This window comes from Aliivibrio fischeri, assembly GCF_009727955.1.
Classification (GTDB): Bacteria; Pseudomonadota; Gammaproteobacteria; order Enterobacterales; family Vibrionaceae; genus Aliivibrio; species Aliivibrio fischeri_A.
On the sequence record NZ_WOBR01000004.1, the window covers coordinates 177368 to 191427 of the forward strand.

Below are 14060 nucleotides of genomic sequence, written 5' to 3' on the forward strand. Positions count from 1 at the left end.
ACTCTAGTCCATCATAATATGATTAATATACTAGATAATAAAAAGCGAACCTCATTATTGGGTTCGCTTTTTTTATGTTTGCTACTTTTTCTATTTTAGCCGTTAACGATGTTTTGGTTTACGTTTAGGGCCTGAGCCTGAAGGCTTATTTGCTGATGGTTTATTGCCGCTTGGTTTGCCATTATTGTTAGGCTTTCCATTAGAGTAACCGTTGCGAACCCCATTTTTCTTGCCGCTTGATGTCGGCTTTTCTGAATGTGCGTTCCCATTGCGATTACTATTTCCGTTACGATTGTTATTATTGCTCGTACGCGGATCACCATCAAATTGGCCTTTCGTATGTTTAGTCGCAAAGCGTTTGGCACCATGACGTCCAGTTTGACGACGTTCTGCCGGTGTTTGCGCATCTAAATCTTCTTCAGGAACAAGACAGTTAGGCTTATCACCAATTAAGTGTTTTTTACCCATATTGATAAGCGCTTCACGGATCAATTTCCAGTTTTTAGGATCATGATAACGTAATAACGCTTTATGTAATCGGCGTTGACGTTCACCTTTGGCTACTGGTACATCTTCACGCTTTTTGTATTTTACGCGTTTTAATGGGTTCGTTTCTGAATAATACATGGATGTTGCATTACACATAGGCGATGGATAGAAGTTCTGAACTTGGTCACATTCAAAATTATTCTTCTTAAGCCAAAGAGCAAGGTTAAGCATATCCTCATCTTCTGTTCCCGGGTGAGCTGAGATGAAGTAAGGAATTAAATATTGTTTCTTGCCTGCTTCTTGGCTGTATTTTTCAAACATGGTTTTAAAACGATCGTACGTTCCCATGCCCGGCTTCATCATTAAATCTAATGGGCCTTTTTCGGTGTGCTCTGGTGCAATTTTTAAATAACCACCAACGTGATGTGTCACTAATTCGCGCACGTATTCAGGAGACTCAATCGCTAAATCATAACGTACACCTGATGCGATTAAGACTTTTTTCACGCCTTTTACTTTTCGTGCTTCACGATATAAATCAATTGTATGCTTATGATCAGTATTCAGCTTTTCACAGATCTTAGGGAACACGCATGATGGACGACGACACGTTGCTTCTGCTTTAGGTACCGAACAGCCTAAACGATACATGTTGGCTGTTGGACCACCAAGATCTGAAATCGTGCCCGTAAATCCAGGTACTTTGTCGCGAATTTCTTCTAACTCGTTCAGAATAGATTCTTTTGAACGGTTTTGAATGATACGTCCTTCGTGTTCTGTAATACTACAGAAGGAACAACCACCAAAACAGCCACGCATAATATTGACCGATGTTTTAATCATGTCATATGCAGGGATTTTTGCTTTGCCGTACATTGGATGAGGAACACGAGCAAAAGGCAAATCAAACACAAAATCCATCTCTTCTGTTGTGAGTGGAATAGGTGCTTGGTTTACCCATAATTCACGGTCACCGTGGCGTTGGATAAGCGCACGACCAGAGTATGGGTTAGTTTCTAAATGCATAACACGACTAGCATGAGCATAAAGAATGCGGTCATTATTTAACTTCTCAAATGGAGGAAGTCGAACGGCTGTCGTTTTTGCATCATGTCGTGACGGACGAACGGTAATAACTTGCGGTTTGTCTTCTTTAGCGTCCGCTTTATTGCTCTCGCATTGTTCTTCAGTTTCGTAAGGATTTTGGGGAACAAAGACCGCTTGGCTTGGTTTTTCAATGCGCGATGAATCTATGATTTTAAAACCTTCAGGTTCAGCAGGTAAATTCACTGCGGTACCACGAATGTTTGTCATTGTCTTTACATCTTCGCCATTAGCAAGACGATGAGCAACTTCCACTAATGCACGCTCTGCATTACCAAAAAGAAGAATATCGCCCTTTGCATCAAATAATACAGAGCGACGAACTTTATCAGACCAGTAATCATAGTGTGCTAAACGACGTAAGCTTGCTTCAATACCACCTAAAACGATAGGGGTATCTTTAAAAGCTTCACGACAACGCTGCGAATACACTAGCACAGCACGATCAGGACGTTTTCCGCCTTCGTTATTTGGTGTATAGGCGTCATCGTGGCGAAGTTTTTTATCAGATGTATAGCGGTTGATCATTGAGTCCATGTTGCCAGCAGTAATACCAAAAAATAAATTTGGTTTTCCTAGCTTCATGAAAGCATCTTTATTGTCCCATTTAGGCTGAGCAATAATACCAACACGGAAACCTTGAGACTCAAGTAAGCGTCCAATAATCGCCATACCAAAGCTTGGATGGTCAACATACGCATCTCCGGTAACAATAATGATGTCACAGCTATCCCATCCTAGTTGTTCCATCTCTTTACGAGAGGTAGGTAGAAACGGAGCCGTTCCATAGCATTCTGCCCAGAATTTCGGGTATTGATTAATTGGAGTTACGTTGTGCATTAGTTCACCTCAGAATTTGGAGGCCGAATTATACCGATTTGAGGTGGGATTAACCAGAAAAGAAAGCCCTCATTATAAGTAAGGGAGTTCTCGTGGTCGTTGAACTACATGTATAAACGACATAAATAGGTGATAGAAATGGCTAAAAAGGAAAGTGCGAAAATGATAGCCGTATCTTTAATCATTAGTACGTGTCCGTTTGGTTGCTAATATTGATAAGCTAAATGTATCGTTAATTTATAAGATTTGCGTGAGCATTAGGTAAATTGTTTGTAAGGAAAATGCCTACCAGGTTATTTATCATCAAAGATAAAAAACGCCAGTAACGTGAATTACTGGCGTTTCAATAAGTTATCGATTTAAAGCATTATGCGTACATTGGAACAAGAACCATAGTACCGATAATAACTGTGATTAAACCACAGATAACTGGAACAGATGTACGTTTTACCACTTCAAATGGGCTGATTTTTGCCATACCAGATGTCGCAACGATAACGCCAGATACTGGTGAAATAGTACGACCAAGGTTAGATGCTTGAAGCATTGGAATGATAAGGAATGCAGGGCTAAGACCCATTTTACCAGCAAGCTGAGGAGCAAGCTCTACGAATGCGTAGAAAGGGGCATTACCAGAACCTGTTGCGATAGCAGCAGCAACGGTTAAACCGGTTAGTAGAAGCATTAGAGCCATACCACCCGCGCCTGCTTTATCAGCTAAGTGAAGTAGGTTATCAATTGCGCCAACAGACATTAGGCCTTGAGCAAATACACCAGCAGCAACTAATAGCATAACTACGCCTTTAAATGCATCAGCCATACCTTCATAACAAGATTCTAAATCTTCTAATGTTTTTTTACCGTTCAATTTATTGGTCGTAAAGTTAACTAACGCGCCAATAAAGATAGAACCAACAACGATAGTGTAAATATCTAAAGATAGACCTGGGATTGTCTCGCCGTTAAACAGGAAAACACCTACGATTGGTAGGAAAGGAAGAATCGCGTAGTAAGATGGTGCGTTTACTTCCATTGCAGAAATATCTACTTTCTCCATTGGTGTGTTTTCTTTCTTATCAAGATACTTATTCCAGAAGAAAGCGGCTGCTGCCATCACGATGATTGCACAAATTGATACAGGAAGTACGGTTTCAACTGCGAAAACATGAAGAGGTAAACCTGATTTTTCTGCAGCAACAATGACATCACCTGATGTAGGTGAAAGGATGATTGCTGCTGGTGATGCACACACTGCAACCGCTGCAGGGCGTGAGATACCCATTGCCGTCATCATAGGGAATAGGGTTGCCATTAATAGAACACCAAGGCCTGTTGCAGAACTTACAGCAAGAGACATTAGACACGCTACGATGTATGCAGCAACTAATAGAATGTAAGGTGATTTAATGAATGCCAATGGTTTCGAAAATTGCTTAACAACCACATTATTTGCACCGATGTGAGTCATGTAAGAGGCAAAACCACAAAGTAGCATGATTTGCATACCTAAGCCGCCGCCACGGTATTGAAGCATGTATTTCACATACTCAAGCGCATCTGTTAATAGTGCGATGAATAATTGTTATTTTTATTGTAACAAAAGGATAAGAACTTGAAATTAACCAAGGTGTTTTTGAGATCTTAATAAGAATAGGTTGTTTTTTGACCGTGACTAGACGAAGGGAAAATAGCGTTTATACTAGCCTGATTCAAATTCCGTAAATAGAACTTCATTATGTTATTTCAAACTATGCAATATATCCTTATTCCTGCTTTGCTTGGTGCTCAAATCATTTTGACCATCATTTTGCATAAAGGGGATATTTGTCCTGGTCAACGTGGTCGCGTACATAAGTGGTTACCTGCACTCATTTTAGGTTGGTGTGCGATTGCTGGTTTTGGCATGACTTATGCGCCGATATTTGCAATGAATTTTATTCCTGCAATTGCAATTACTGGTTTTTATTTAAGCGTAAAAACAGGAAAAACACGAGATAAAGGCCCATTAATCGTGTTGGCATTAGCCAATGGTTTTGCTGCTGCAAGTTTTGTTAATTTAGCGCTTGGGTCAGGTTCATTTACGCAATTATTTTATGCGTTAGTTGGTCCATTTATTTTTGGTGCTCTATTTGCTCATCTTCTGTTAACTCTTGCTCGTACTCGCCTACAAGCATTCCATAAAATTTTACCAATTAGTGGTATCGTTGGCGGTATCATTATGGCTGTGATTCTACTTTGCCAAACATTAAGTGTTCATGAGATCTTTCTAGATCGTATGGCTGTGAAGTTAGCGATTGCTTTAGGGTTAATGCTATTAAGTATTGGCTTTTGGACTTATCACCTATTTAAACAGCAAGCGATTAAGTGGCAGTTTCTACTGCTGGCAAATGTGATTATGGCTATTTCTGGTTATTATCAATTTCAGTTGTTTTTTGTGAGATAGAGCAAACATTCTGTTCGAAAATTGGTCTACTCTAAGTTTGTCTCTTAAGCAACATGGAGGGTATAGATTGGATTTAAGCAATGCACATGGCCTAGAAAGTGGAATTCTACTCGGCATCATAAATGAAAAATTGCGCTTGGAATGCCACAGTCTAGAAGAGTTATCCAGCATGTATGAGCTTGATACACAAGGAGTTCAAGACAAGCTCAGTAGTTTGGGTTATCAATATGACCCATTAACAAATCAATTTAAGTCATTTTAATCCCAACTAAATGACTCTGGCTCTGCTGTTTCGCAGTAGAGAAAAATGCTTGTAAATATTTTTTATCGTGTTCGCTGTCTCTAACGGCAGCGAACAATCTTCGCCACAACCCTTTCCCTAATGGTTTACTCTCAATTAACCCTTGTCGTGAAAATTCGCTGATAGCCCAATTTGGTAGTGCGGCAACACCTAAACCTGCTGATACCATTTGAACTAGCATGAGTGTGTTTTCTGCTTGTTTCCATTTTGCAGGCTCTACATGATTAGGTGATAAAAAATGTTTCACAACATCTAATCGTTGCTTTTGCACTGGATAAGTTAACATGGTTTGATCTAATAAATCTTTTGGTTCAATACTGTCTTTATTAGCGAGTGGGTGATTGGTTGCCATGACTAAACGCATCTCAAAATCAAATAATGGTTCATAATGCACTTCACTACGTGGCTGAATATCTGAGGTGATAACTAAGTCTAAATCACCATTAACTAATGCAGGTAGTGGTTCAAAGCCAAAACCCGATGAGAAATCTAATTCTACCTCTGGCCAACTGATTTGATACTCTTTAATTGCTGGCATTAGCCATTGAAAGCAGGAGTGACATTCAATCGCCATATGTAATCGTCCATGTAGATCTTCTTTCAAACTGGCAATTTCGTATTCAGCTTTTGCTAACTTAGGTAACAGATCATCGGCGAGTTTTAATAGGATTTCGCCTTCAGAGGTGAACTTTACTGGGCGTGTTTTTCGTAAAAATACGCTGCTGCCTAAACGAGTTTCAAAATCTTTAAGCTGATGTGATAAAGCTGATTGAGTGAGATGAAGGGAGTTTGCTGTTGCGGTTAACGATCCCGTATCACGCAATGTGGTTAAGGTTTTTAGATGTTTTAATTCAATCATTACTGCTCCTCAAGTTCCGTTTGAGTAAGTTCAATTATCTTCACAGTAAAGTGAAAAGACAACAAAGTAAACATCTAGACGGCTAAATAAAATTAATCGATTTAAATAGAGATTTGTTTAGTTGAATATAATTCATAATCAAAGTGAAAGATTAGAAATTGTACAGTTAGAAAAAAAACGTCATTGTTTAGCCATCCAAACGGCTAAAGGAATTAGACAAATGACAACAGAATTGAAGACAAAAACCGTAACTCATATTTTAGGTTATCCACGAGTTGGTGCTCAGCGAGAATTAAAGTTTGCTCAGGAAAAATATTGGCGTGGTGAGATAGAACAGAAAGAACTTTTGGCCGTAGGCCGTGAATTACGCCAACGTCACTGGAAAGATCAATCCGCTTCAGGACTGGATTTTGTGACTGCAGGTGATTTTGCTTGGTACGATCATGTATTAACCACAAGTTTACTTTTAGGGCATGTGCCAGCTCGTCACAATAACGGTTTCCCAGATTTAGATACGTTATTTAAAGTAGGTCGTGGTCAATCTCAAAACAGCTGTGGTTGTGGTGAAGCCGCATCGGATATGACCAAGTGGTTTAATACCAATTATCACTACATCGTGCCTGAGTTTTCTAAAAACGATAAATTCAATGTGAGTTGGTCACAACTTTTTGATGAGATTGCAGAGGCACAAAAGCAAGGGCATAACGTTAAGCCTGTTTTATTAGGCCCACTTAGTTACCTTTGGTTAGGGAAAGAAGTGAATGATGAAGAGGTTGAACAAGGATTTGATCGCTTGTCATTATTGCCTCGTTTATTGACTGCTTATCAAGCTATTTTCTCTAAGCTTAGTGCGTTAGGTGTTGAGTGGGTTCAAATTGATGAGCCAATCCTGGCACTAGAGTTGCCAAAAGCATGGGCTGATTCTTTTAAATTAGCTTATCAAGTGATTCAAAGTGATGTGAAATTACTATTAACAACGTATTTTGACGGCGTTGAGCATCATTTAGATAAAATTACCCAACTCGCTGTTAATGGTTTACATATTGATGTTTCTGCGGCCCCTGACCAATTAGATGCGATTGTGAATGCATTGCCAAAAGAGTGGGTATTATCCGTCGGTGCCGTTAATGGTCGTAATGTATGGCGTGCTGATTTAGAACGCTTGCATGAAAAACTGCAACCAGTAAAAGATGCGTTGGGTGAGAAGTTATGGATAGCAAGTTCATGTTCATTATTGCATAGCCCTGTCGATTTAGATCAAGAGACGGAATTATCAAAAGAAACGTTGCAATGGTTTGCGTTTGCTAAGCAAAAATTAAGAGAAGTGACCCTGTTAGCAGATGCGTTAGACGGTAACCAAAATGCAATTTTAGCCTGTTATCAATACAGTCAACCACTGCGTGAACGCGAAAGTGCTGATCACATTAATAAGCCTGCGGTACAGCAACGCCTAGCAGCTATCACTCCAGCATTAGCGGAGCGTGCAGAAGCGTATTCTGTTCGAGCGTTACACCAAGCTGAAAAGTTGGGTTTACCATTATTACCAACCACTACGATTGGCTCTTTTCCACAAACGTCAGATATTCGTCAGCAACGCAGTGCATATCGAACGGGTAAGTTGAATGAACAAGATTATGTTACCGCAATGAAGGGGCATATTGCTGATGCGGTAGAACGTCAGGAGCGTTTGGATCTGGATGTGCTGGTACATGGAGAGGCTGAGCGTAATGACATGGTTGAATATTTCGCTGAGAATCTAAATGGATTTCAAGCAACACGATTTGGCTGGGTGCAAAGTTATGGCTCTCGTTGTGTAAAACCAGCAATCGTGGTGGCTGATATTGAGCGTGAAGCTCCTATTACTGTGAGTTGGACGCAATACGCTCAGTCGTTAACGACCAAACAAATGAAAGGAATGTTAACTGGCCCGGTAACCATTCTTGGTTGGACGTTCCCTCGTGAAGACATTACTCGTAAAGAGATTGCACAGCAGTTAGCTTTGGTATTACGAGATGAGGTTTCTGATCTTCAGCAAGCGGGCATTAATATTATTCAAATTGATGAACCTGCGATTCGTGAAGGATTGCCAATTAAGAAAAGCGATCAAAAAGCGTATTTAGATTGGGCAGTAGAAGCGTTTAAGATTTCAGCGGCCAGTGCTAAATCAGAAACACAAATCCATACTCACATGTGTTATAGCGAGTTTAATGAAATCATTGAATCAGTAGCGGCGTTAGATGCGGATGTGATTACGATTGAAACCTCTCGTTCAAATATGGAGTTACTGAAAGCGTTTGAAGATTTTAATTATCCAAATGAAATTGGACCGGGTGTATATGATATTCATTCGCCCAATATTCCAAGCCAAGAATGGATTGTTGACCTCATTGAAACCGCGGCAGCAAAAATACCAGTAGAGCGTTTGTGGGTTAATCCTGATTGCGGTCTGAAAACCCGAAATTGGAAAGAGACAGAAGCGGCGCTTGAAAACATGGTGAATGCGGCAAAAATATTGCGTAAGAAATGGCAATCAAACGCGGCTTAATTTGCAATAATACATTTTTAAGTAAGAGCGAAGCCAATCATAGGCTTCGCTTTTTATTTTGTGTTATCGAGTTGTGACCCACAGTGCGTGGATCATTCCAGGAATCCAGAATAAAAGCGTCAATATGATATTAATAAGAAGATCTTTTCCTACATCTTTGGCAAAGAAAACACCTAGTGGTGGCAGTAATACACATAAAATAATTAAAACCAGTTTGTTCATATATTATCCTTAATAAAATGAAGTTGAGATTTCACGTTAGTTTGTTATTACATTAATATCAATATATTTGTTTGGTTATTAATACTATTCCCATTAATAACCCAAGTTATGCCTTTTTAGTTATGCAGAATTACGAGCAATTAACTCAGGGCTTAAAATTAAGCTTTGAGGCACGCTGTCTTTATCATTGATTTGATTAATTAAACGATGACCTGCTTGGCGTCCAATATCTCGAATTGGAGAAGATACAAAGGTAAGTGATGGTTGAATTAGTTCAGCTTCAGGCACATCATCAAATCCAATAATCGCAACTTGTTGTCCAATGTAGTTATCTTTACCTACACTGCGATTCGCTCGGTTAACGCCATATACTGCACCAAAAGCTGTTGATGAATAATGACAAAGTATAGCGGTAATTTTAGGGTTCTTATTCATTAATTGATTAACGGCTTCTGCTGATGCGGTTTGGCTTTTATCGCATTCAACAACCCATTCTGGTTTAAAAGGTAAACCAAACTGCATTAGGGTGCTGCAATAGCCACCTAAACGCTCGGCACGGCTTAAAGAATCACTTTGTCCACCAACATAAGCAATTTGTCGATGACCTTGTTTAATAAGGTATTCAGTAGCAATTTTAGCCGCTTGCATGTTGTCAGGACCAACGAAATCGATCTGTTGATTTATTTTAGCTCGAGCCACACAAACAATAGGAAGGCCTACGTTTTTAACTTTATCAAGGTTTGGGATCCCTGAATCACGAATAGGGCAGAAGATGATGCCACCAATATCTTGAGCAATCATGGTTGCTAAACATTGGTCAAATTTTTCTTGGCTTGTGCCTGATTGAGCAAGAAAAAGCATATAGCCTTTTTCTTCTAAGACTTCACTTATTCCTGCGGCAACTTCCGCATAATAAGGATCACTGATGTCGCGTAAGATTAAGCCGATTAAAGTCGACTTTTGTGATCGTAGGTTAGAGGCTGTGCGGTTTTTTATATAACCCAAATCTTGTACGGCTTGATTCACTTTATCAATCGTATCAGAAGATATACGTCCTTTTTCGCTTAGTACCATCGAAACAGTGGTTACAGAAACCCCTGCACGTTCAGCGACATCCTTTATATTTGCTTTTTTATTTATCATGATTCTTCTTTTAGTTGTCTTTGATAAAACGTTTCACCTAACAAAACCTTCTTTAGATTCCCCATTCTATAGCATTTATATATAAATTGAAAAATTATATCGATCGTGATCACAGGAAAAGTGGTAAAACGTTTTACCAAGTCTTTATCATGTGTATTGTGTCGATAAATACGAAAGCGTACTCAACAAATTTAAAGCTGTTGAATTACCTCCTGTTGTCTATTTGATTTATTTAATGGAGAAATCCTATGCAACAAAAAGCTAATAAAACTACTCTGTGGGAGTTCTTACAGAGTTTAGGTAAGACCTTTATGGTTCCTGTCGCTTTGCTCGCTTTTTCGGGTATTCTTCTTGGTATCGGGAGCTCTTTTTCTAGTGCAGCGTTAAAAGAGGCAATGCCTTTTTTTGATAACGTTATTCTTCAATATATTTTTATTTGGATGACAAAAATTGGTTTAGTGGCTTTTATCTACTTACCAGTGATGTTTGCTATTGCGATTCCAATGGGATTAGCTCGTGAAGAAAAAGGGGTTGCAGCATTTTCAGGTCTAGTTGGTTACGCCGCGCTTAACCTTTCAATCAATTTCTATTTAACCGTAACAGGAGCGCTAGATAGTGAAGCTCTGCGTCAGTCATACGGCGTAACATCTATTCTTGGTACCGAATCCATTGATACGGGTATTTTAGGTGCCGTTATCGTTGGTATTATTGTTGCTAAACTGCATACTCGTTTCTACACATTTAAAATGCCAGATGCGTTAGCTTTCTTTGGTGGCGCTCGTTTTGTTCCAATTATCTCTTCAATTACACTTGGCGTTGTTGGTCTGCTTGTTCCTTTTATTTGGCCTTATTTTGCAGCTGGCATTAACGGTATTGGTTATGCGATAGCCGGTGCGGGAGATTTCGGACCTTTCTTATTTGGTGCTGGTGAGCGTTTACTACTTCCTATTGGTCTTCATCATATTTTGGTTGCGCTGATTCGATTCACTGAAGCGGGCGGCACGATGGAAGTGTGTGGTGACACGGTATCTGGTGCTCTTAATATTTTCTACTCAGAATTATCTTGTCCAGACACTCAAGGTTTTACGCCATCTGTAACTGCATTCCTATCTCAAGGCAAGATGCCAGCGTTCTTAGGTGGTCTTCCTGGTGCAGCTTTGGCAATGTACCACTGTTCTAAAATTGAAAATCGAAGCAAAATTAAAGCGTTATTAATTTCTGGTGTTGTGGCTTGTATCGTTGGCGGTATTACCGAACCTCTTGAATTCTTATTCCTATTTGTTGCACCTGTGCTGTACTTTATTCATGCGATGCTAACTGGTTTAGGTTTCATGGTAATGGGGATGTTAGATGTCACTATCGGTAATACTGATGGCAACATTATTGATTTCTTAGTCTTTGGTGTACTTCAAGGTACAGCAACGAAATGGTATTTGGTTCCTGTTGTAGCTGGTGTTTGGTTTACTATTTACTACTTCGTATTTAAGTTTGCGATTCTTAAGTTCAACTTGAAAACACCTGGACGTGAAACAAACGAAGTTCCTGTATCGGCTGAAGCTGAAACGATTCTAGCGACTGAAGGTGGTAAAGGGGCGTTAATCCTTGCTGCTCTTGGTGGTGCAGAAAACATTACTTCACTTGATAACTGTATTACACGCTTACGTTTAACCGTTGCTGATATGAGACTGGTAAATGATGCAGAGCTAAAGGCTTACGGTGCTCTTGGTGTTGTGAAACTTGATGAACACAGTTTACAAGTGGTTATTGGTACTCAAGTTCATATGGTTAAAAATGAAATTCAATCACTAATGGCAACACCAGCCTAGTACGATACCAATCTAAATAAGTCGTTAATCTATGTTTAGATTGGTTTTCATTGCGGAGTTTATTTAACTCCGCTTTTTCTTTTCTTTTTGTTTCTATTTCTGGTTTGTTTTTTGGGAGTATTTATCTATGTTCAATTTCTCTGAACAAATTAATCGTAAAGGCAGTTACTGCACTCAATGGGACTATGTTGAGGACCGATTTGGGGAGGCGGATTTGCTTCCATTTACTATTTCGGATATGGATTTTGCCGCACCCCCTGCTGTGATTGAAGCCTTAAACTCTCGTATTAATCACCCTGTGTTTGGCTATAGTCGATGGAATCACAGTGATTTTAAAAATGCGGTTACTCATTGGTTTAAGAGTCGTTTTGATGCTGAATTTAATGATGAGCATCTAGTGTATGGGCCTTCCGTAATTTATATTGTCTCTCAATTAATACGTGAATGGAGTCAACCGAATCAAGGGGTGATTATCCATACTCCTGCTTATGATGCTTTTGACAAAATGATTCTAGGGTTAGGGCGTACAATCGTCGCTAATAAGTTACAAGCTACAGACTCTGGTTATCAGATTAATTGGGAACAATTTGAAGTACAGTTAGCGGATCCAAATAATTCAATTTTGCTTTTATGTAGCCCACATAATCCAACGGGAAGAGTTTGGACACCTACAGAATTAACTCGTATGGCTTCGTTGTGTCAAAAGCATAATGTGGCTGTGATTAGTGATGAGATCCACATGGATGTGTCATTTAAGCCTCATACGCCTTGGCAGGGTTTTAATGCAGGAGAGCGTTGGGCGTTAGTCAGTTCAGCATCAAAATCATTTAATATCCCAGCACTAAATGGGGCTTACGCATTTATTGCAGAAGAGTCAACACGAGATAATTACCTGTTTAATCTTAAACAAGTGGATGGCTTATCATCACCCTCGATTTTAGGTGTTATTGGTTTAATGTCGGCGTATCAAAAAGGAGCACCTTGGCTAGATGAATTAAAAACCTATCTTTATGAGAATCATCATTATGTTCAACAGACATTAGCAGCTCAGTTACCAAGTATTGGTTACCAAATTCCAGATGCAACTTATCTTGCTTGGATTGATCTCTCTTCGCTTTCTATTGATATGGATAAATTAAATCAGTGTCTTATCAAGAAACATAAGGTAGCGATAATGCAAGGGAGTACTTATGGTGAAGTTGGAAAATATTTTGTTCGTTTGAATTTAGGTTGCCCAAGAGAAAAAGTAGAAAAAGGACTGGTGGCGCTGATTTCTGCGGTTAAAGAATTGGCGGAATAAAAGTGATGCACCTCTTGATATAAGAGGTGCATATTTTTTTATGATTGCTTGTGTCATCTGACATTAAATGGTTTTTACTGAGAGTTCTGTTTGCATCGATTTGATTTTTACTTGAGCTACGAGCAAGCCAATTAATACCGCACTTCCTCCTATTAGGTGATACCAAGTAGGAACTTTGCCTAGAAAAATAAAGCTGATTACTACAGTAAATACAGGAACTAAATTCATAAATAATGTGGCTTGGGAAGAACCGATCCTTTGTACTCCTTGCAGCCAACACCAAGGTGCGATAACAGAGGCAAACGCTGCCGCGAATAAAACCATAGGTAGGGCGGAGTGGCTGATCATATAAGAGTCACTTGTTAGCAATAAAGGTAACTGAAGTACAGCACCAATAACGACTTGGCAAAAAACGGAAGTCCAAGGTGCCAACGGTAGTTTCCATTTATTAAGCAAAACGGAATATAAAGCGTAAGCCAAACTTGAGATAAACATTAAGCCATCACCTTGTTTTATTCCATTTGATAATAAGCTCATTGGGTTTCCTTCACTTAGCATATAAATAAGCCCTGAAAACGAAATGATAGCGCCAATTAACGCTTGTTTTTTAAGTTTATTACCTAATAAAGGAACGGCTAGGAATAATCCAAATAAAGGCATCAGTGATAAAAAGACAGCGATGTTGGTTGCGCTTGTTGTATGAGCGGCGTAGTAAGCAAGGCATTGGTTTAGCACCATACCTAATGAAGCCAATATGGTTAACTTACCTAAGTGAGCTTTAATTTGTTGCCTTTGTTGCCATACCGGATTTATACAAAAAGGCAGCAAGATAAATATAGCAAAAAACCAGCGATAGAATGCGATAGCACCAGGTTCGATTGCCTCTGTAGCGAGTTTACTTATCACGGCATTCGTCGCCCAGATAAATACGGCTGTAATAGGGAAGAAGATAGTCATAAAAACCTCTATCAGAAATAATTGATAGAAT

General features: G+C 39.3%; 10 protein-coding genes and 1 pseudogene. 5 read left to right on the forward strand and 6 right to left on the reverse strand.

Annotated elements, in window-relative coordinates; translation table 11 throughout:
- Positions 1 to 102: 102 nt before the first annotated feature.
- Entirely contained in the window at positions 103 to 2433 is a 2331-nt protein-coding gene (locus tag GNP81_RS04315; RefSeq protein ID WP_155673616.1) for a YgiQ family radical SAM protein, read from the reverse strand.
- A gap of 367 nt (positions 2434 to 2800) precedes the next feature.
- A pseudogene (gene dcuC, locus GNP81_RS04320) lies at positions 2801 to 4000 on the reverse strand (anaerobic C4-dicarboxylate transporter DcuC); the annotation flags it as partial.
- Positions 4001 to 4168: 168 nt separating this feature from the next.
- Between dcuC and GNP81_RS04325 the strand changes: the two are divergent.
- The gene (locus tag GNP81_RS04325) at positions 4169 to 4876 is read left to right on the forward strand and encodes a hypothetical protein (RefSeq protein WP_065624127.1); all 708 of its coding nucleotides are present in this window, start codon (positions 4169 to 4171) and stop codon (positions 4874 to 4876) included.
- A gap of 67 nt (positions 4877 to 4943) precedes the next feature.
- A complete protein-coding gene (locus tag GNP81_RS04330; RefSeq protein WP_005420090.1) occupies positions 4944 to 5138 on the forward strand; it encodes a DUF4250 domain-containing protein in 195 nt (64 codons plus the stop codon).
- Here the strand turns inward: GNP81_RS04330 and GNP81_RS04335 are convergent.
- A complete protein-coding gene (locus tag GNP81_RS04335) occupies positions 5125 to 6036 on the reverse strand; it encodes a LysR substrate-binding domain-containing protein (protein ID WP_155671532.1) in 912 nt (303 codons plus the stop codon). The genes GNP81_RS04330 and GNP81_RS04335 overlap by 14 nt on opposite strands.
- Positions 6037 to 6256: 220 nt before the next feature.
- Between GNP81_RS04335 and metE the strand changes: the two genes are divergently transcribed.
- Positions 6257 to 8581, forward strand: coding sequence for a 5-methyltetrahydropteroyltriglutamate--homocysteine S-methyltransferase (metE, locus tag GNP81_RS04340; protein WP_155673617.1), 2325 nt, complete (start codon positions 6257 to 6259; stop codon positions 8579 to 8581).
- A 63-nt stretch (positions 8582 to 8644) separates the two neighbouring features.
- Here the strand turns inward: metE and GNP81_RS04345 are convergent, their stop codons facing one another.
- Entirely contained in the window at positions 8645 to 8803 is a 159-nt protein-coding gene (locus GNP81_RS04345; RefSeq protein ID WP_155671536.1) for a YqaE/Pmp3 family membrane protein, read from the reverse strand.
- A gap of 120 nt (positions 8804 to 8923) precedes the next feature.
- Positions 8924 to 9946, reverse strand: coding sequence for a Mal regulon transcriptional regulator MalI (locus tag GNP81_RS04350; RefSeq protein WP_017020108.1), 1023 nt, complete (start codon positions 9944 to 9946; stop codon positions 8924 to 8926).
- A gap of 248 nt (positions 9947 to 10194) precedes the next feature.
- Between GNP81_RS04350 and malX the strand changes: the two genes are divergently transcribed.
- Together malX and GNP81_RS04360 are read left to right on the forward strand one after the other, a co-directional pair.
- Positions 10195 to 11772: a maltose/glucose-specific PTS transporter subunit IIBC gene (malX, locus tag GNP81_RS04355; RefSeq protein WP_155671540.1), complete on the forward strand. Its 1578-nt coding sequence runs from the start codon at positions 10195 to 10197 to the stop codon at positions 11770 to 11772.
- A gap of 127 nt (positions 11773 to 11899) precedes the next feature.
- Positions 11900 to 13072: a MalY/PatB family protein gene (locus GNP81_RS04360; protein WP_155673618.1), complete on the forward strand. Its 1173-nt coding sequence runs from the start codon at positions 11900 to 11902 to the stop codon at positions 13070 to 13072.
- A 63-nt stretch (positions 13073 to 13135) separates the two neighbouring features.
- Here the strand turns inward: GNP81_RS04360 and GNP81_RS04365 are convergent, their stop codons facing one another.
- Positions 13136 to 14029 carry a DMT family transporter gene (locus tag GNP81_RS04365; protein WP_155673619.1) on the reverse strand — a complete coding sequence of 298 codons (894 nt, stop codon included), beginning with the start codon at positions 14027 to 14029 and terminating at the stop codon, positions 13136 to 13138.
- Positions 14030 to 14060: the final 31 nt, after the last annotated feature.